The sequence below is a fragment of the Paenibacillus sp. MY03 genome, from assembly GCF_002165585.1.
In the GTDB taxonomy this organism is placed as follows: Bacteria; Bacillota; Bacilli; order Paenibacillales; family Paenibacillaceae; genus Pristimantibacillus; species Pristimantibacillus agaridevorans.
On sequence record NZ_MXQD01000009.1, the window covers coordinates 280,535 to 300,057 of the forward strand.

The 19,523-nt window shown below is 51.3% G+C and carries 16 protein-coding genes; 15 read left to right on the top strand and 1 reads right to left on the bottom strand.

Annotation, left to right across the window (positions count from 1 at the left end):
* Positions 1-4 precede the first annotated feature (4 nt).
* The 15 genes from B1748_RS11610 (at position 5) to cyoE (ending at position 17,826) form a co-directional block, all read left to right on the top strand.
* Complete coding sequence (locus B1748_RS11610; RefSeq protein WP_087568061.1) at positions 5-904, top strand: ABC transporter permease; 900 nt, start codon at positions 5-7, stop codon at positions 902-904.
* 17 nt (positions 905-921) lie between these two features.
* The gene (locus B1748_RS11615; RefSeq protein WP_087568062.1) at positions 922-1,806 is read left to right on the top strand and encodes a carbohydrate ABC transporter permease; all 885 of its coding nucleotides are present in this window, start codon (positions 922-924) and stop codon (positions 1,804-1,806) included.
* Between the two features lie 33 nt (positions 1,807-1,839).
* Positions 1,840-3,255 (top strand): sialate O-acetylesterase, encoded by a 1,416-nt coding sequence (locus B1748_RS11620; RefSeq protein WP_087568063.1) that lies wholly within the window; start codon positions 1,840-1,842, stop codon positions 3,253-3,255.
* A 30-nt stretch (positions 3,256-3,285) separates the two neighbouring features.
* A complete protein-coding gene (locus B1748_RS11625) occupies positions 3,286-4,344 on the top strand; it encodes a Gfo/Idh/MocA family protein (RefSeq protein ID WP_087568064.1) in 1,059 nt (352 codons plus the stop codon).
* 24 nt (positions 4,345-4,368) lie between these two features.
* Complete coding sequence (locus B1748_RS11630; RefSeq protein ID WP_087568065.1) at positions 4,369-5,100, top strand: ThuA domain-containing protein; 732 nt, start codon at positions 4,369-4,371, stop codon at positions 5,098-5,100.
* A gap of 4 nt (positions 5,101-5,104) precedes the next feature.
* A complete protein-coding gene (locus B1748_RS11635) occupies positions 5,105-6,076 on the top strand; it encodes a DUF4434 domain-containing protein (RefSeq protein ID WP_087568066.1) in 972 nt (323 codons plus the stop codon).
* A 16-nt stretch (positions 6,077-6,092) separates the two neighbouring features.
* Complete coding sequence (locus B1748_RS11640) at positions 6,093-9,047, top strand: alpha-L-rhamnosidase-related protein (protein ID WP_087568067.1); 2,955 nt, start codon at positions 6,093-6,095, stop codon at positions 9,045-9,047.
* Positions 9,048-9,754: 707 nt separating this feature from the next.
* Positions 9,755-10,618: a sugar phosphate isomerase/epimerase family protein gene (locus B1748_RS11645; RefSeq protein ID WP_087568068.1), complete on the top strand. Its 864-nt coding sequence runs from the start codon at positions 9,755-9,757 to the stop codon at positions 10,616-10,618.
* Positions 10,615-11,640 carry a Gfo/Idh/MocA family protein gene (locus B1748_RS11650; protein WP_087568069.1) on the top strand — a complete coding sequence of 342 codons (1,026 nt, stop codon included), beginning with the start codon at positions 10,615-10,617 and terminating at the stop codon, positions 11,638-11,640. Before B1748_RS11645 ends, B1748_RS11650 begins: the two co-directional genes overlap by 4 nt.
* Positions 11,641-11,670: 30 nt before the next feature.
* Positions 11,671-12,444 (top strand): glucosamine-6-phosphate deaminase, encoded by a 774-nt coding sequence (locus B1748_RS11655; RefSeq protein ID WP_087568070.1) that lies wholly within the window; start codon positions 11,671-11,673, stop codon positions 12,442-12,444.
* Positions 12,431-13,603, top strand: coding sequence for an N-acetylglucosamine-6-phosphate deacetylase (locus B1748_RS11660; RefSeq protein WP_087568071.1), 1,173 nt, complete (start codon positions 12,431-12,433; stop codon positions 13,601-13,603). Before B1748_RS11655 ends, B1748_RS11660 begins: the two co-directional genes overlap by 14 nt.
* A 20-nt stretch (positions 13,604-13,623) precedes the next feature.
* Entirely contained in the window at positions 13,624-14,481 is an 858-nt protein-coding gene (locus B1748_RS11665) for a sugar phosphate isomerase/epimerase family protein (protein ID WP_087568072.1), read from the top strand.
* 97 nt (positions 14,482-14,578) lie between these two features.
* Positions 14,579-15,469 (top strand): helix-turn-helix transcriptional regulator, encoded by an 891-nt coding sequence (locus B1748_RS11670; RefSeq protein ID WP_179215536.1) that lies wholly within the window; start codon positions 14,579-14,581, stop codon positions 15,467-15,469.
* Between the two features lie 32 nt (positions 15,470-15,501).
* Positions 15,502-16,578, top strand: a complete 1,077-nt coding sequence (locus B1748_RS11675; protein WP_087568074.1) for a Gfo/Idh/MocA family protein — start codon at positions 15,502-15,504, stop codon at positions 16,576-16,578.
* A gap of 327 nt (positions 16,579-16,905) precedes the next feature.
* Positions 16,906-17,826, top strand: a complete 921-nt coding sequence (gene cyoE / locus B1748_RS11680; RefSeq protein WP_087568075.1) for a heme o synthase — start codon at positions 16,906-16,908, stop codon at positions 17,824-17,826.
* Between the two features lie 67 nt (positions 17,827-17,893).
* Here the strand turns inward: cyoE and B1748_RS11685 are convergent.
* Positions 17,894-19,458 (bottom strand): IS3 family transposase gene (locus B1748_RS11685; protein WP_087568076.1). Its coding sequence is split into 2 segments (ribosomal slippage): positions 17,894-18,822 and positions 18,822-19,458, totalling 1,566 coding nucleotides; the frame shifts between segments, so codons are not numbered across the junction.
* Positions 19,459-19,523: the final 65 nt, after the last annotated feature.

Consider the following 19,523-nt stretch of genomic DNA (forward strand, 5'->3'; position numbering starts at 1 on the left):
TGTCATGTTTTCCGGAAAGCTATACAGGGAACTGCCATTATATCTCATGCTCATTCCAGGCTTGATTATCATATTAATATATAGCTATCTGCCCATGATCGGGATCGGGATCGCCTTTCAACGTTTTATCCCCGCCAAAGGTTTTTTTGATTCCGAATGGATTGGCATGAGTAACTTTGCGTATATCGTTCAATTGCCGGACACGTTCCCGGTATTATGGAATACCGTCATTATCGCCGTTCTGAAAATGATAGCAGGGTTAATCGTTCCGCTTGTTGTATCGCTGCTATTGAACGAGGTGAGTAAAAGCGCGTTTAAGCGAGGCGTGCAAACGCTCATCTATTTGCCCCACTTTCTCTCATGGGTCATTCTGGGAGGCATTCTCGTTGATCTGTTATCCCCATCGGAGGGATTGGTGAATCAGGTCATTAAGGCGTTAGGCGGAGAGGCGGTTTTTTTCCTTGCCGACAATCGCTGGTTTCGTTTTATCATCATCCTATCCGATGTTTGGAAGGAATTCGGATTTAGTACGATCGTGTATTTCGCCGCGTTGACAAGCATTAATCCAACCTTGTACGAAGCGGCAGCGATTGACGGCGCCTCGCGCTGGAGGCAGACGTGGAATGTGACGCTTCCAGGCATTTCGCCGATCATTATTTTATTGGCGACGTTAAGCCTGGGCAATGTTCTGAATGCGGGTTTCGATCAAATCTTTAATTTATACAGTCCCATTGTGTATGAAACCGGAGATGTGCTGGATACGATGATTTACCGGATGGGATTGGTAGATGCCCAATATGGTTTAGCTACGGCTATGGGGTTGTTCAAGTCAGTGGTTTCCTTCATTTTGATTACAATCTCCTATTGGCTCGCCTATCGGTTCGCCAATTACCGGATCTTTTGACGAGAGGGGGATAAATGATGAAGGATCGGCGCACGATAGGTCGCACGCTATTTGTCATATCGAATTATATTTTCTTAGCATTGCTGTCGTTGATATGCGTTCTTCCGTTGGTTCACGTATTAGCCGTTTCGTTTAGCTCCAGCGCTGCCGCGACAGCCGGACAGGTCAACCTCTGGCCTGTGGATTTTACCCTTAAGTCGTATCAGTTCGTCGCTCAGAATCCCGCGTTTCTGGAGGCTTTTGTTGTTACGCTGAAGCGGGTTGGCTTAGGATCCTCCCTACAACTGCTAATGGTTTTGCTGATAGCCTATCCGTTATCCAAGGAAACCAAATCGTTTCGGGGAAGGACATGGATGGTCTGGATATTTGTATTCACCATGCTGTTCAACGGCGGGCTCATTCCGACTTATATGATCATCAACTATACGAATTTGCTGGACACGATCTGGTCTCTTGTTATTCCAGGAGCTGTGCCCGTCTTTAGCGTCATTCTTATGATTAATTTTTTCCGGGGGCTGCCCAAAGAGCTGGAGGAAGCTTCATTTATAGACGGGGCGAGTCATTGGACGGCATTATGGCGCATTTATGCTCCGTTGTCGCTGCCGGGACTCGCGACGATTACGCTGCTATCGGTTGTCGGCCATTGGAATTCCTGGTTTGACGGCTTGATCTATATGAACAGCCGAGATCAGTATCCGCTATCCAGCTATTTGCAAACGATTATTATTCAACGAGATTTAAGCAGCGTGACGCTGCAAGAGATGCAGGAGCTTAGCGAGGTGTCCGACAGAACGATGAAAGCGGCGCAAATTTTTCTGGGCGCTCTCCCTATCTTGATTTTGTACCCGTTTCTGCAGAAATATTTTGTTAAGGGCATTGTGCTTGGAAGCGTAAAGGAATAAGGATAATCGAATAGGGATGAACGGGAGAAGGATATGACTATGGATAAAAACGGGGTTTTCCAATTGGAATACCCACATTCGTATAGTGTGCGCCAAAGGGATGAAAAAGGGTATGCGGATATTCCCGTCAAGCTGCAGGTTTCGCAAGGGGAGACGCGGCAGTTGTCGATTCAATGCCACTTGCGCCCTTTCGGGCATAAAGAGGCGGATTGCGAATACACCATTCTTTTACAAGTTGATGGAAATAGTTGCGAGGGCGTCTTTCAAGGGGTATTAGCGGGGGATTACAGTTTGGAAGTGATTGCATATAACGCCGGCGGGGAAGCTGTATACCGAAATCAAATTAATGGGATCGGCGTCGGAGATGTGTATCTTCTTGCGGGACAATCCAATATGGAAGGCGTAGGCAAGCTCCTAGGGACGGAACGCCCTTCGCAATGGGTAAGATGTTTCTATTTGGATGATCAATGGGGAATAGCGAAGGATCCATTGTGCTGGTTTAACGAAGCGTCGGATTCCGTTCATTGGAGAGTCCCGAAGAATCAGAAGGAAGAGGCGGCGAGGAACGAGAGATTGTTTAGGGAGTTTGGCGCGGGTCTCGGAATAAGCTTCGGCAAGGCGATGAAGGAGTATTCAAAGGTTCCTATAGGACTGCTGATGTGCGCCCATGGGGGGACGGATATGGAGCAGTGGGATTCGGTCGGGCTGTCTGATGGCGGTCGGTCGTTATACGGCTCCATGCTCAGGAGGGTGTCCGCCGTTGGAGGAAAGGTCAAGGCTTGTTTATGGTATCAAGGCGAATCCGACGCCGCGGATTGGGATAAGGCGGCGGTGTATAAACAACGATTTATTTCATTGATAGAAGCGTTAAGGCGTGATTCGGGACAACCGGAGTTGCCCATCCTTTATGCTCAATTAAACACTTGGTTGGGGGAAGGCGATGTTTTCCCGGCATGGAACGGTATTCAACTGGATCAACTCCATATAGAAGGCGACCTACCGCATGTCGCGTTCGTATCGACGATCGATCTTTCCTTGTCCGACGCCATCCATCTGGGCACGCCTGCGTTAAAGAAGCTTGGCAAACGTTTTGCGCTGCTGGCTAGAAGGTTATGCTTTCAGGATGCCGCTTATGAAAGGGGCCCTCGAGTGCGGCGCTGCTTTTTTGCGGATAGGGAAAGGACGGAGCTTCGAATCGAGTTTGAGCATGTCAACGGAGGTTTGCGGCCGAGCAAGGATTTACGCGGGTTTCGAGTCGAGCATGGAGGGGCGGCTCTTCCCGTAATGGAGTGCCGATTGGATCAATCAAATGCCAATACCGTTATCGTAAAGCTGAAGGAGAGCGCGCCTGCCGGAGTGGAGTTATGGTACGGCAAAGGTTTTAATCCTGTATGCAATCTTCGGGACGGAGCGGATTTAGCGGTTCCCGTATTCCGTTATTCCATTTAAATATGAATCGCGCGCAAGAAGGAGATGGTTATGTTGAAAAAATTAAAGCTGGGTGTCGTGGGAGTAGGAAATATATTTAAATACGCTCACCTGCCGGCGTGGTCCGCCCATCCGGAGGTTGAAATCGTTGCTTTCTGTGACGTAAACGAGAGCGCTGCGGCGGCGATGGCTCGTGAACATGCGGTCGCCGGCGTATACACCGACTATCGTGAAATGTTTGCCGATAAAGAGATCGATATGGTGGATATAACGACTCCAAATCTGTTTCATTCCGAAGTTTCCATCGCCGCGCTTCATGCGGGCAAACATGTTTATTGCGAGAAGCCGGACGCCATCAATCCGGAGGAAGCGCAGAGAATGGCGGATGAAGCCAAGAAGAGCGGAAACATTCTGATGGTTACCCGCAATAACCGGTTCCGCGCGGAATCGCGGTTTCTGAAAACCTATATCGAAAAAGGCCATATGGGTGACATCTACACGGGCCGCTGCGGCTGGCAAAGGCGCTGGGGCATTCCCGGCAGCGGCTGGTTTACCAATAAAGCATTATCCGGCGGCGGTCCTTTAATTGATTTGGGCATTCATTTTATCGATTTAAGCGTTTGGCTGATGGGCAGTCCAAAACCCGTTTCCGTTGTTGGAGCGGCTTACAGCAAGTTTGGCGACAAACATCTTCAGCTGTCGCAAACGGTACAGTCGTCGCGCAATCAAGCCGCATATAAAAACGACGTTGAGGATTTGGCTTCGGGGTTTATTCGTTTTGATAACGGGGCTACGTTGCAGATCGAGTTTAGTTGGGCCTCCCATGTAGAGGAAGAGATGGCTTATCTGGAGCTGCGCGGCACGCAAGCCGGGGCGAAGCTTACCGATCGCGAATGCAAGCTGTTTACCGATATAGAGGGCATTTCTTGCGACATTACGCCTAAATTCCCTGCCGGCATTCATCCTCACACGGAAAATATCAACCACTTTGTAGATTGCGTGCAGAGGCGAACCGAACCGATTATATTGCCTCAATTCGGAGTGGATATGGTCAAGATTTTAAGCGCGATTTATACGTCTGCGGAAACGGGTTCGGAAGTTAAACTATAAACGGGAAGCGGGAGGCATAAGTCAATGATCAGAGTAACGGTATGGAACGAATATTATCATGAAAAGGTGGATCCCCGCGTTAGCCGCATCTATCCGGAGGGCATGCACCATGCCATCGCAAACGGGATAACGAGCGATAGCATCGTTGCCAGAACGGCGACCCAGGATCAGGAAGAGCATGGATTAACCCATGACGTATTGGCCCAAACGGATGTGTTGATCTGGTGGGGCCATATGCTGCAGGAGACCGTGGAGGACTCCATCGTCGATCGCGTGCATAAGAGAGTGCTCGAGGGGATGGGGCTGATCGTCCTGCATTCCGGACATGTCTCCAAGCTGTTCCGCAAACTGATGGGTACGGGATGCGGCTTGTCATGGCGTATCGCGGACGAGAAGGAGCGGCTTTGGGTGGTCGATCCCGCGCACCCGATCGCGGATGGATTAGGGAAGTATATTGAACTGGAGCAGGAAGAGATGTATGGCGAACACTTCGATATTCCGGCGCCGGACGAATTAATATTTGTTAGCTGGTTCGAGGGTGGAGAAGTGTTCCGCAGCGGCTGCGCCTATCGCAGAAACAAAGGGAAAATCTTTTATTTCAGGCCTGGGCACGAAACCTATCCGACCTATCATAACAAGGACATCTTGAAGGTGATATCCAACGCGGTCAAGTGGGCTGCCCCGACGGTGGGAGCAGACACCGAGTACGGAGAGCGGCTGATAGCATTGGAATCCATAAAAGGCAGAGGGGGTTAGCCGGATGCTGCCTATTAGCGGGTCATTGTATTATGTGGATGCATCGTTTGATCGGGAGCGAATTGGTCGTGAATTGGATGCGCAGCAGGCTGCGGGATTTGATCTGATTTGGATGAACGGACCGGTGCTCTCGCTAGGATGGCTGGAGAAAGAGGGTTCTTATGATCCCGTTACCTGCATCATGGAGGAAGCGGATTCCCGAAATATGAGAGTCGTTCTTGAGGTGATGGCCAGAGAGGATTGGCATTTCCATTGGGATCTTGAATCCGATTTGAACGCAAGCCTCCGGATCATCGAGCATCTAAACCGCAAGTATAGCGGACATCGTTCCTTTTACGGGTATTACTTGGGGAATGAAATTTATGTGGTACAGGGCAAGGAACTGGATTATTGTCTTGGTCTGTGGAAGCAGGTAAGTCAATGGTGCCGGGAGCTTACCCCTGGTTGTAAAGTTGTGCTCTCCCCCTTTTTCGTAACCGATAGAGAAGAGGTGCTTGGTTATCCTTACGCGGAAGCGGACGAATACGAAACGTTCTGGAACGGGATATTCAGCGAGGTCGATATCGACGCGCTGTTGCTTCAGGATTCCGGGGCGGAGCATTCCGCGTTCTTAAGCCTTGCGGAGCGGGAACCGTTTTTTGCCGCCGTAGGGCGAGCATGCGCCGCGCATGGGGTAGAGTTATGGGGGAATGTGGAGCTGGCGGAAATTGACGTCGCGGACTTTGATGAGATGAAGCGGTTTCGAGGAGAGGAAGGCGTTAACGGACCCGGATTTCAGGATGCAAGATGGATTCAGGTGCCTGTTGCCAAACTGCAAGCGAAGATGGAGCTGGCCAGCCGCTACGCGAATGTGCTTGTAAGTTGGGGGTATCAGCAGTTTGTAAGTCCTTGTTCAGGGAAAGCGGGTGCGAAGTCGTATGAGGAGGCTTTCCGCAAGCTGAATAAGACAGCTTCGGGTAGCTTACCAGGCTTATAGAGAGGGTGTAATCCGAATGACACTTGCGTTAACGGATTTTGGAGCAGCGCAATGGATCGGCTTTGACCGTTCCATGTTATCCATTCAGGAGACGTCGTCCTATGTTTGCTTTCGCCATGAATTTCAATGGGAGCCGATGAATGAAGCGTTGCTGCATATTACAGCGGATTACCGTTACACGGTTTGGCTGAATGGACATTTTATCGGTCAGGGCCCTGTTCGCGGTTGGACGCAGGAATGGTTCTATGACACGTATGAGGTGGAAGCGTGGCTGCGGCCTGGGATCAATGCGATTGCCGTTCTGGTTCACGTTCTGAACACGTCCACCTTTCAATATATAGCTGGAAAGCCGGGATTGCTGGCGCGACTATCCGGACGTTCTTTGTCCGGTAAGCCGCTGGAAGTTGCAAGCGGCCAAGATTGGAAGTGGCGGCGTCATTTCTCCTTTGGCAGTCCTACGCCTCGTATTTCTTCGCAGCAAGCCTACGCGGAGCATTATGACGCGGGGCTGGAGCTTCCTGGATGGAAGCTACCCGGTTTTGTTGTCAATGAGGAATGGAGAGAGGCGCTGCCCCTTGGAACGGCTGGCTGTGAGCCTTGGATAAAACTGCGTCCAAGAGATATCCCGCTGTTAACGGAGGACGAGGCGTATCCTGCGGGCATCAAGTCCTTCGGGACGGTTACGCTCCCTGAGCCCGCATGGAGTATGGATTTAAGGCAATGGCTGCTGCCCGGAGTCGTGAATGCCAGTCCGAATGCGGTATGCGGCTTGGTTGCGACAACGGTTAAGCTGGACCGTCCTATTTATGCGAGATTTTGTTTCCAGGACCGAACCTCGGGGATGAATGTGAAGCTTTATGTGGATGGCCAGCCCGTTACTTCGAGGGATGTTTCCGGCAGTCATTGGAGCGGATTATATGACTATGAGGTTCATATGGATGAGGGAGAACATCTGCTGTCTTTTTTAATAGAAGGGACGGCTCACGACTATCATTTTCAAGTATCCTTTCACGAGATTGAGAGCGGCCGTTCCATTGCGCTGGAGCCGCGACTTCCCGGTAGATCGGATGGGCGGTTTGTTTTCTTTGGAGCTTCCCTTTTGGAGGACTCGGCGAAACCACGATCACTTGCCGCAGTGGGCTCATGGAAGCTGCTATCCGCTTGTGACGGGATGCAGATTATTCTTTATGAGCAGGAACATGTGTCCAATGTATTCCATCAGATGACGGACGCCGTTGTTCTCTCAAGAAGCCTGGCAGGTGATCAAGTCCAAGGGCTGTACAACAGCTGCGGCGGAAACGCGGATTATACGCTTCTTCGCGATCTCGATGAAGGGAAAGCGGTCAGGATCATCTATGAATTCGAACAGATGACGGCTGGTTGGATCGAGTTCGAGATATGGGCGGAGGAAGGCGCTATTGTCGACGGTTATGGATTCGAAGCATACCAGGGCGGGAATATCGTTCATATGCACTCCATGCACAACACGCTGCGATATGTAGCGCGTAAAGGCTGGCAACGTTATCGTTCCTTTATCCAGAGAGGGTTCAGATATTGGGTGATTCAAGCCTCCAACTTAAGCGGAGAATTAAAGATCCGCTTTGTGCGCTGTATCCAGCGAACCTATCCCTCTCCCAGAATCGGCGGGTTCCGGTGCGGGGATGAAAGGCTTAATCGAATTTTCGAGATGAGCCGGCGAACGGCGCAATTATGCAGCGATGACGCGTTTGTCGATTGTCCCACCTATGAGCAGGCGTTCTGGGTAGGCGACGCCTACGTGATGTCAGGGGTTCAGGCAACGTTAGCCGGGGCCGATCCGCTGGTGCGCAGAAGCTTGCGACTTGCGGCAGCGTCGATGAATCGATCTCCTGTTGTGGAATCGCAAGTGCCAAGCGGATGGGAAAATGTACTCTCGACCTGGAGCGTCCTCTGGTCGATTGCTTGCGAGGAATATTACGGCTACTGGGGCGACGCCGCATTCGCGGAGGAAATGTACCCGTATCTTTTGAAGCAAATCAGATATTTCCGTGACGAATGCGTCGATGAAGGTACGGGTTTGATCCGTTCGCCTTTCTGGAATTTACTCGATTGGGCGGCTATGGACTGTCCGGACGGGGCGATTGTCACCCATGTAAACGCCTGGTTTGCCGAGAGCTGTCGCAGGATCGCGCAATTAGCGGATCTTTTTGGCCATAAGCAGGACGCTATGGAGCTTCGAGCGCTTCGGGCAACCATTATTGCAGGAATAAACGTTCAATTATGGAGCGGGGAGCGGCAAGCTTATGCGGATTGTATCCATAAGGATGGACGTCTGAGTTCGGTGTTTAGCGAGCAGACGAATTTGCTTTGTTATCTTCATGATGTCGCTTTGCCGGAGCGGCAGTCGGCGCTTTTGTCTTACTTAACAGAGCCTCCTGTCGACTTTGTTCGTTGCGCAACCCCGTTTATGCGGTATTTTAAATTGCAGGCGCTCGAAAAAGCAGGCATGCTGAAACCGCTTGTTCAGGAAATTCAGGATACTTGGGGATATATGCTGGAGCAGGGAAGCACAACCTGCTGGGAGGATATGCCCGGTCGATGGTCCTCCGCTTATCCGACAAGGAGCTATTGCCACGGCTGGAGTGTAGCGCCTGCTCATTTCCTGCCGCGGATTATTCTCGGCATAACGCCAATCGAGGCCGGATTCAAAAAAGTGAGAATTGCGCCTCAGCCGATCGGGCTGCATTGGGCGGAGGGGAAGTTAAATACACCCGAAGGTTTAGTGGAAGCGCGCTGGACAAAAGGGGAAGGCGGGTTTAAAGTGGATGTTCGTCTTCCGCGGGGCGTTCTCGGCGAAGTCATCCTGCCGCTGGCACCATTGACGGCTGATGGAATCATCGTATCAGGATCCGGGACGCCCCCTTTTTTAACGGCTGGCAAATGGACCATTTCCGTTCAGGATGAGGCATCCATTACGATTGTTTCCGAGTAAACAAGCTGTATTAATTTACCATAGGGGCTGTCCAATAAGTCTCAAAAATAAAAAGTTGGGCGGAAGACATTTTGATTTCCATCCAGCTTTTTTGTGTACCTGTTTTTTTCAGGAAAGTGGAGAGGCGGATGCCTGTCACTTAAGATTCAACTCAAACGAGGTATCCAGCATGCAGTTTACACTGGCTTTTTGAACATCCACGTTCGCCCAGGCTCGGGCCTGTTTGATGGAATGTGTATGAATTTTCATACACGTTCGGCCAGGTGCGGGGCTGTTTGGTGGATTGTGTATGAATTTTCATACACGTTCGGCCAGGTGCAGGTCTGTTTGATGGATTGTGTATGAATTTTCGTACACGTTCGGCTAGGCGCTGGCCTGTTTGGTGGATTGTATATGAATTTTCGTACACGTTCGGCTAGGCGCTGGCCTGTTTGGTGGATTGTGTATTTTCGTACACCATTTCTTCGGGCAGCCAATTTTGTTGCATTTTGTATACATGTCTAACCATATCGAGCCATAAGGGCGACGGGGCGGCCCTGGAAGTGGATACTTCTCGGACAGCCTCTTTCTTATTTGATTGCCGAGCTCGTTCGAGAAATACCTAAAAAAATGTAAATTTAATTCGAAAGAAACGTCAACACGCGCGCCGAAGATGTTGATATAGTAAATTGGAGACAGGAAAGACAAAGAAACGGAGGGAAATCTCGTTGGTACTAAACCGGTTAGGGATTCTGACGGATGAAGTGTCGGATCGATTCGAGGAGGCGCTGGACTGGATTGCCGAGCAGGGCTTGAAGCATGTGGAGGTCCGGGTGGTTAACGGGCAAAATGCCGCAGACCTGAACGACGATCAGCTGCGCGAAGTTCGCAGGCAGGTTGAGGGGCGAGGGCTGTTTATTTCCGCTATCGCATCGCCTTTATTTAAATGCAAGCTGGATCCTTCCAGGGAGGTTGCGGCGGGAGACACCTTCGGTCAAATAGAAGAAAGCGTGGATGCGCATTTCTCCAAGCTGGACCGCGTCATTGCGATTGCAAAGCTGCTGAACACGAATCGGATTCGTATTTTTTCTTTTTGGCGCGAAGCCGACCCGTCCTTGTATACGGGCGAAATCGTCCGTCATCTGCAGCGGGCGGCCAAGACAGCCGCAGAGCAAGGAGTTACGCTTCTATTGGAAAATGAGCCTTCCTGCAATGGAGGTTATGCGGAGGAGGTCGCTCTTCTCGTTCGCGAAATCGCATCTCCTGCGCTTAGAGGTTTGTGGGATCCGGGCAACGAAGCGTATGCCGGCCGCGAGGCGTATCCTGCAGGTTATGCGGCCATGAAGGAATATCTTGCTCACGTCCATCTAAAAGATGCGTATATCCGCGAAGACGGCACTGGACGTTGTGTTCCGCTCGGCTCCGGCAACGTAGCCGTTATCGAGCAGCTGAAAGCGCTTCAGGCTGATGGTTACGATGGCCTTTTTACGATAGAAACGCATTTTATTCCCGCAGGCGGAAGCAAGATGACGGGCACCTGCATGACGCTGGATGCGCTGCGCACCCTGCTTAAGGAGGCAGGGACAGAATGAAGACGTGGAATTTCGGGATCATCGGCTGCGGCTCGGTTGCCGACTTTCATATGGAGGCGATCCGCCAAATTGAAGGCGCAAACTTGACGGTTGTTTCCAGCCGCAACGAGGATACAGCGAAGGCGACTGCCGAGCGGGAGGGCTGCGCTTGGACGACCGACTACCGGCAATTAATCCGCCGCGAGGACGTAGATATTGTTTGCGTGACAACGTCAAGCGGAAGCCACGCTCGCATCGGCCTGGATGTTCTTAACGCCGGCAAGCATGTAGTCATTGAGAAACCGATTGCGATGAGCGCAAATGATGCAGCCGAACTGGTCCGAACGGCCAAGGAGCGCGGCGTTACCCTATCCGTCATATCCCAGAGGCGTTTTGAAGTCCAGCATCAGGCAGTCAAGCGGGTGCTGGAGGAGGGCGCTCTCGGCAAGCTGTTGCTGGTCGAGATGTCGCTTCCCTTTTATCGCACGCAGGCGTATTACGACAGCGCGGACTGGCGGGGCACGATCTCGGAGGACGGCGGCGCCTTGATGAATCAAGGCATTCATAGCCTGGATCTTCTGCTGTGGTTCGCCGGGGGAGTTCGCTCCGTCTTCGGACAAGTCGCAACGCAGACGCATAAGATGGAGGCGGAAGATTTGGGGCTGGCGATTTTGCAGTTTGATAACGGAGCCTTCGGGACGATTATGGCTTCAACCAGCATTCAGCCCGGCTTTGCCGCAGCTATTAACCTGTACGGCGAGCTGGGCACGATTAAGCTGGAGGGCAATTCTATCGTTCATTGGACGGTCCCGGACAGGAACAAGCCGACCTGGATTCATTCGGACGCTTACGGCGGAGTAACTGATCCAAAAAGCATCCCATCCGACTTTCATCAAAGCCAGCTGATTGATATCATCTCCTCGATCGAAACGGGCGGAAGTCCGCTCGTTACCGGCGAGGATGGACTGCGGGCGGTACAACTGGTTGAGGCCATATACGAAAGCGCAGCAAAAGGCGTGCAACTGCTTTTGCCAAAGAGCTGACCTACGAATCGAATCGAGAGGAGCAAGAATATGAGTGAACAGCTTGCAGTACGGACAGAAACGGTAGACGCGTTGAAGGTTTCCGTATTTAAGGATCGAGGTGCGCTTGGCGCGGCAGCAGGGATGGACGTTGCCGCCAAGATCAAGGAGCTGCTGTCCCGGAAAGCGGGCATCCGGATGATATTCGCGGCAGCCCCGTCGCAGAACGAACTGCTGGAGCAGCTGGCGCGGGATAAGGAAATCGACTGGTCGCGCATTACGGCCTTTCATATGGATGAATATATCGGACTGCCGAATGATGCGCCTCAGAAATTCAGCCGTTTTTTGTGCGAACGGCTGTTTGACAAGGTAAAGCCTGGCGCGGTTCACCTGATCGACAGCTCAAATACGATTGACGGCGAATGCAGCCGATACGGCGGATTGCTGCAGGAAGCGCCGATCGATATTGTTTGCCTCGGCATCGGGGAGAACGGACATATTGCCTTTAACGATCCGCCTGTCGCCGACTTTAACGACCCGTTTGCAATTAAAGCGGTGGAACTGGACGACGCCTGCCGCCAGCAGCAGGTAAATGACGGTTGTTTCCCGACATTTGAAGCGGTTCCGACTCATGCGCTGACGCTTACGATTCCCGCGCTGTTGTCGGGGGCCCACCTGTTCTGCAGCGTCCCGGGACCGACGAAACGAAATGCGGTCAACCGTACACTAAACGGGCCGGTCTCGACGGAATGCCCATCCACTAGTTTGCGGAACCATCCCGATTGCACTTTGTACGTGGACTATGACTCCTATGGAATCTCTTAATCGGCAGCAGGCGGTGAAGGCCGTCCACTACTCGACAGGAGAACCGGTATCGATCCGGATAGAGCGCGGATGTTTTGCTGCGATCGAATCGATAGCCGTGGAGAACAAGGAAGAGCTGCCGACTATCGCCCCGGGTCTCGTGGATCTGCAGATTAACGGGTACAGCGGATATGACTTTAACCAGTTGCCTATTCCGGAGGAAGCCATAAGCGAAGCGGTCCGCAAGCTATGGGAGCAAGGCGTCACTTCTTTTTATCCGACCGTCATTACGAACAGCGGCGAAGCGATCCAGGCGGCAATGGAAACAATCGCCCGCGTATGCGGACAGGATGCGGCAGCGGCCCGCGGCATTGCCGGCATTCATCTGGAGGGACCGTTTATCTCGCCGCATGACGGCGTCCGGGGCGCGCACAACCGCGATTATGTAAGGCCGCCGGATTGGGAACTTTTTAGCCGCTGGCAGGAGGCCTCCGGCGGACGGATACGGATCGTGACCCTCTCGCCCGAATGGCCGGAGAGCGTACCGTTTATCGAGCGCTGCGCGAAGCATGGAATAACGGTGTCGATCGGGCACACCTCCGCAACGGCTGAGCAAATTCAGGCTGCGGTCGAAGCCGGCGCGCGAATGTCGACGCATCTCGGCAACGGAGCCCATCTCATGTTGCCCCGCCATCCCAATTACATTTGGGAGCAGCTGGCGCAAGACCGCCTGTGGAGCTGCGTAATCGCTGACGGCTTTCACTTGCCGGATCAGGTGTTAAAAGTCGTGCTCAAGGTGAAGGGAGAGCAAGCGATGCTGGTCAGCGACGCGGTCTCTCTAAGCGGTTTACCCGACGGAGCTTACACGACCCCTGTAGGAGGGGAAGTGGTGTTGACGCCGGAGGGCAAGCTTCATCTCGCCCGCAATGAGCAAATTTTGGCCGGTTCGGCGCAAATGCTGCTGTGGGGCATCGAGCATCTAACGAATCGTGGGCTCGCCGAATTGGCGGAAGCCTGGGACATGGCGTCTGTAAGGCCGGCGGGCTTCATGAAGCTGTCCGCGGCTGTAGGTTTGGCCGCAGGCGCCCCGGCCGACTTCGTTCTCTACCGAAGGGACGGCGAGCGGATCCGACTAGAGCAAACCTATAAATCCGGCGAGTTGGTGTATCATGGATCGTAAAAGTTGCAGGAGGGAAATCGATGAAATTTGCAGCGTTTAGCGGAGTTTTTATAGACCATAGCATTCAGGAGGCAATGCAGTTGACGAAGCGGCTTGGCATGGACGGTATCGAAATCGCCGTGCGCGAGCCGCACCTGTCTCCTACGACGAGCCTGCCGCGCGTACAGGAAATGAAAACGCTGGCGGACAGCCTGGGCTTGGAGATTCCGGCTCTGGCCGGATATATGGGCGGTTTCTCTACGGCAAGCGATATAGAAGCCGAGAAGGCATTTGACGATTTCAAGCGGATGCTTCCCATTGCAGACGAGCTTGGCGCCTCTATGATCCGCGTGATGCCGGGCGGACCGAACGCCTTTCTCGCCCATGATTATCACTTTGCCAAAGCGGCTCACTGGCTGGATAAGTGCGCAGCGGAAGCCGAAGCGTTGGGCATCAGGATTGTATTGGAAATCCATAACCTGTCGCTGGTAGAGACCGTAGACAGCAGCCTGCGCCTGCTCGGCCTGCTGAAACACGATAATGTCGGCATGATTCACGATGCCGGTAATATGTACATTACCGATACGGATTACGGTCGCGATTCGGTCGACAAGCTGGGCAAACATTTATTTCACGTGCATGTCAAGGACGAACGGCGGATCGAAAAAGCCGGCGAGCCTGGCACCTTCGTAAACTTGACCCATCGGGGCGAGGAAAGTTTTCTGCAAAGCCGCCTGGGAGAAGGAGAAGCCGATCATCAGCCTCTGTTCGACGCGCTTCTCGATAAAGGCTACAAGGATTGGGTCACGCTGGAATGTCATGCGCCGTTTCCAGCCTACGAACGGCTGGAGCACGATTTTCACTTCATCAAAAAAATGCTGGGCCGCATGTCCCGCTGAAAACAGATTGTTATCCTCAGCCGTTTGAAATATGCTAGCTATAAGAGGCACTATAATTGAGTGTTCAAAAAGTTCGTTTTCGACTGGTGGTATGGATATGGAGATGCCTTATTTTCAAAGCAAGGATATGCTCAGCAAGGACTTTCCCTTTAAAATCATACGCCACACGAACATGGAGCTTAAGCAGCCCCTGCATGTCCACGAATATGTGCAGATTGCTTATGTGCTTGGAGGTGTTTGCAATCATCAGCTGCGCGGCAAGTCGCTCATGGTCAACCGAGGCGATATATTTATCATTTTGCCCGGCATTGAGCACAGCTTAAGCGCGATTGAGGACAAACCATTCGAAATCGTGCTTCTCGATTTCATGCCTTTTTTAGTGCGGGAGGAACTGAAGCCGTTCGCCGAGACGCTCCAACCTTTTTTTCAGCAATCCCGGCATGAGGACACGGCTGCCTTGCATCAGCCCTGGCTGCACATCGACAATAGCAAACAGCCGCTCGTCGAGCAGCTTCTGCAGGATATTCAGGACGAGCTTGAGCATCGCGAGGCCGGATACGAATACTCTGTCCGCACCAGCCTCATTAAGCTGCTGATTTTAATCGACCGAGAATACCGCAGATTGTGGAGAAAGCCGGCCAGCAGGCCTGCGCTCGCCGACCAGCATCCAATCGATGAGGTCAAGCGGTACGTCTATAACAATTACAGCCAGGATATCCCGCTGGAGCACGGCGCTCTTATTGCCAATATGGCGCCTGCCTACTTCAGTCATATGTTCAAGAAGGAAACGGGGCAGACGTTTATCGATTTTATGAACGAGGTTCGAATCGAACGGGCGATGGAGCTTATTCGGAGGGATTCGCATACGATTACTCAAATCGGCTTCCAGGTAGGTTTTCATCATTTGAGCCATTTTATTCGGACCTTTAAGAAACGTACGGGAATTACGCCCACGGAATACAAAAAAACCTTTGGACATAACCCATAAATTGATCTCATGACGAGAAGAGGAGCTTACCTATGACGAATAAAGCATTGAAGGTAGGAATTATCGGGCAAGGGCGCAGCGGACGCAACATTCATGGCAATCTTCTTGTCCAGATTTCCGAGTATTACACAATCGCGGCGGTAGCCGATTCCATGCCCGAGCGCCAGGAGCTTGCAAGGCAAGAGTATGGCTGTAACGCCTACGCGAGTTGGGAGGAAATGGTTCAAAACGAGGAGCTTGATCTCGTTGTTAACGCATCGCCAAGCCATCAGCATTTCTCGATTTCGCTGGAATTGCTAAATCGCGGGTTTAATGTTCTGTGCGAGAAGCCGCTTGCCAAGACGGCGGAAGAAGTCGACAAATTAATCGAAGCCTCCGAACGTTCCGGCAAATTAATAGCGATCTTCCAGCAATCCCGTTATCAGCATGCGTTTACGAAGATCCGTGAAGTCATCGAGTCCGGCGTGCTTGGACGCATTGTACAAGTGAATTTCACGCTTAACGGCTTCGCCCGCCGCTGGGATTGGCAGACGCTGCAGAGCAACAACGGCGGCAATCTGCTCAATACGGGTCCGCATCCCGTTGATCAGGCGCTGCAACTGTTCGGAACGGATATCATGCCGCAAGTAACCTGTATAATGGACCGCGCGAACACATTCGGCGACGCGGAGGACTATGTCAAGCTCATTATGAGAGGCCAAGGACGTCCGACGATCGACCTTGAAATTTCCTCATGCTGTACTTACGGTCGCGAGCCATTCAACATTCAAGGCACGAACGGCGGCCTCCGCGGCACGGCGCAGCAATTGGAATGGAAATATTTCAAGCCGAAAGAGGCTCCCGAGCAGCAACTGATCAAAGAGCCGCTGTTCGGCAAGGACGGTCTTCCCGCCTATTGCAACGAAACGTTAATCTGGCATGAGGACAGCTGGAGCTTAGCGCTGGAAGAGGGCAAAACGCCGTTCGAGGATATGACGGAAAAGGTCTACATGATGCTGTATCGATCGATTACCGAGGGGGCGGAGCTGGAAATTACGCCTCAGCAGGTCCGCCAGCAAATGATGGTCATGGAGGAGTGCCGCCGTCAAAATCCGCAAATTTACGGATAATTAGCCATTTATAATCCTTTTATTCACCAAAGCGACAAACATTTATGACAGAATGATGAGGGTTGGTTTGACGAACCGCAAATCATGGGCACAATATGGTAACCTTATATAGGTAGTTCAAAAAGTCCGCTTTTGATCACGAAGTATGCCACGAAGCCTACTCGACATCGAATATGGAACGCAAGCGAAACTTCCGGTGCTCACGTAGCTTCCACTACGCTCCGCTCCTCAGTTTCTACTTTCATTCCATCTTCTCGGTGCTGAAAACCGAACTTTTTGAACACTCACTTTAAGAAGTGAAATTACTTTAGGGGGAGTGTTACCGTCATGCGTGTCCAAGGCAATACGGTTAGTGTCGAACCAATTCCAACTTCAGTCACGAAGGTACTCTTCGAAACGATAAAAATTGGCATCATCAAGTCGAACCTCATCGCGATGGTCGCAGGCCTTACCATGGCGCTGTTCGTTCATGACATCCCGTTTATGGATCGGATCGGCAATATCGCGTTGGCATTGATCGGTTCAGCGCTCGTGATCGGCGCAGCCGGCATCTTCAATAACCTGTACGACCGCGATATCGACAGTATTATGGATCGGACAAAAAACAGGCCGACCGTTTCCGGCATCATCGATACTTGGAGCGGACTGATTATGGGGGGCTGGATCGCGCTCGGCGGTCTTGTCGCGCTGTATATCGCTTCTCCGCTATCCGCTTTAATGGGGTTTCTGGGACTGTTCCTCTACGTTGTGCCTTACACCATGTGGACGAAGCGCAGAACCATCTATAACACGGAGGTTGGAAGCTTGTCCGGCGCAATGCCTCCGCTGATCGGCTGGGCCGCGATTTCTCCGGATATTTTTCATCCCGGCGCCATTGCGTTGTTCGTGTTGATGGTCATCTGGCAGATGCCGCATTTTTACGCCATCGGGATTCGCCGCATGGAGGAGTACCGGGCGGCTAACATACCGATGCTGCCCGTTGTCAAAGGAATTAAAAGAACATACGTGCAGATGAACGTGTATTTGGTTGCATTGTTTATGAGCAGCTTCTTGTTCTGGTCCTTTAATCCTTACATTGCCATTGCGAATGCGCTCCTGAGCCTGGGCTGGCTCATACTCAGCATTAACGGTTATCGGCGGAAGCAGGAAGAGAAATGGGCACGTTCGATGTTCATATTCTCGCTTAACCACATAACCGTGCTGCTGCTTTTGATCGTCGGCTACTCCGTGGGCGCTCCATTATTGTAAAGCCAGCAAAGAGCCAACCAACCTTGAACTGCTCCCCGTCAAGTAGACAGTACAAAAAAATAAAGATCTATGAAGCGGCCTTAGCCCTATATTCAATGGGACTGAGGCCGTTTAGTTTTTTCTGTAATCGTTCGTAATTGTAAAAGCGGATATAATCATCAATGTCGTTCTTTAGCTGTTCAAAGGTCTGGTATTTATGTAAATAGTACTTTTCACATTTCAACGTTCCCCAAAAGGATTCCATAGGTCCATTATCAATACAACGCCCAACTCGTGACATGCTCTGCTTTAGCTTTGCCTTATCCAACATTCTCTTAAAACCCGGAGACGTGTACTGGAAGCCCCGATCACTATGAAGGAGCGCTTTGCTCTTTGGTGCTGCCTTTAGCGCCAACTTTAATGTTTTAAACACGAGCGGATTATTATTGGAATGCCCCAGTACATAAGAAACAATCGATTTATCATGAAGGTCGAGAATTGCGCTTAAATAGGCTTTCTGACCATGGCCATACTTAAATTCAGTGACGTCCGTCAGCCACTTTTCGTTCGGTGCTTCCGCCTGAAACTGACGGTTTAATACGTTCTCAGCAACATGTTGCGGCGTAGAATGCTCATATTTCTTTTTCTTCCTACGAATAACGGATTGAATCCCTTTTATCTTCATCAGACGATACACGCGTTTATGGTTAATCTGCTTCTCCGTTTGTCGACGCATATGCAGCGTCAATTGACGGTAACCGAAGGTGCCTTCAACCTTCTCATACAATGCCATCATGACCGCCGTCAGGTCCTGGTTCTCCAATTGACGTTGGCTAGGCTTGTGATTGAGCCACTTGTAATAACTTGACCTTGGAATCCCTGCAACCTTGCACAGAAGCTGTATGCTAAGCGATTCTGCCTGCTGCACGGCTTGGATAGCGAGGTAAATGTTTTCCTGTCGATGCCCGCTTAGCGACGCCTCCTTTGAAACTCCTGTAACTTTTTTAAAAAAGCATTCTCCGCCCGAAGCCGCTCATTTTCGTACTCCAGTTTCTTCATGGCGAGCTTTTGCTGATCGGCCTCGGTTAGCTCTTCAGGTGCCTTCGTGCGCCCTCTACCATCGCGTAAAGCGTTCTCGCCATCTGCTTCGTACTTCTTTACCCAACCATAAACTTGCTGATAAGAAACGTGATACTTTTCAACTGTTTTTTGATAGTTTCGATTTTGCGAAAGGCAATACATTACGATGTCCATTCGTTCTTCCCAAGTCGTTTTCCGTCCCTTTGTCATAGCGGCTCCGCCCCCGTTCTTATACGGTCTTAGACCGCTATGACTATTATACTTCTTAATCCAGTTTCGGAGTTGAGTACGGCTTGCCATACGGTACTTCCTTATGATTTCATTCTGTGAGTACTTTCCAGATAGATAATCTTGAACCGCCTGAAGTTTAAGTTCCGCTGAGTAGCTCTTATTCTCTGCACGACATGCTAGACCTTCGACTCCGTACAGTTTATAACGACGTTGCCATTCCTTTAAAGTACTGACGTTAATGTTATATTTACAGGCGATCTCATTACGTGATCCCTGTCCTGCTTCATGCTCCTTCAAAATGGCTAATTTCTCTTCCACACAGTACTCATTTATTTTGGACATGAAAAAACTCCCCTTGATAAACAGGTTTTATTATTTCACCTGTCTACCTAAAGGGGAGCATATCA

Coding starts and splice junctions, on each gene's coding strand:
- B1748_RS11635 (WP_087568066.1), top strand. CDS start 5,105: ATGCTGCCTATTAGCGGGTCATTGTATTATGTGGATGCATCGTTTGAT.
- B1748_RS11620 (WP_087568063.1), top strand. CDS start 1,840: ATGACTATGGATAAAAACGGGGTTTTCCAATTGGAATACCCACATTCG.
- B1748_RS11640 (WP_087568067.1), top strand. CDS start 6,093: ATGACACTTGCGTTAACGGATTTTGGAGCAGCGCAATGGATCGGCTTT.
- B1748_RS11660 (WP_087568071.1), top strand. CDS start 12,431: ATGGAATCTCTTAATCGGCAGCAGGCGGTGAAGGCCGTCCACTACTCG.
- B1748_RS11625 (WP_087568064.1), top strand. CDS start 3,286: ATGTTGAAAAAATTAAAGCTGGGTGTCGTGGGAGTAGGAAATATATTT.
- B1748_RS11675 (WP_087568074.1), top strand. CDS start 15,502: ATGACGAATAAAGCATTGAAGGTAGGAATTATCGGGCAAGGGCGCAGC.
- B1748_RS11630 (WP_087568065.1), top strand. CDS start 4,369: ATGATCAGAGTAACGGTATGGAACGAATATTATCATGAAAAGGTGGAT.
- B1748_RS11670 (WP_179215536.1), top strand. CDS start 14,579: ATGGAGATGCCTTATTTTCAAAGCAAGGATATGCTCAGCAAGGACTTT.
- B1748_RS11655 (WP_087568070.1), top strand. CDS start 11,671: ATGAGTGAACAGCTTGCAGTACGGACAGAAACGGTAGACGCGTTGAAG.
- B1748_RS11615 (WP_087568062.1), top strand. CDS start 922: ATGAAGGATCGGCGCACGATAGGTCGCACGCTATTTGTCATATCGAAT.
- B1748_RS11650 (WP_087568069.1), top strand. CDS start 10,615: ATGAAGACGTGGAATTTCGGGATCATCGGCTGCGGCTCGGTTGCCGAC.
- B1748_RS11665 (WP_087568072.1), top strand. CDS start 13,624: ATGAAATTTGCAGCGTTTAGCGGAGTTTTTATAGACCATAGCATTCAG.
- B1748_RS11610 (WP_087568061.1), top strand. CDS start 5: ATGTTTTCCGGAAAGCTATACAGGGAACTGCCATTATATCTCATGCTC.
- cyoE (WP_087568075.1), top strand. CDS start 16,906: ATGCGTGTCCAAGGCAATACGGTTAGTGTCGAACCAATTCCAACTTCA.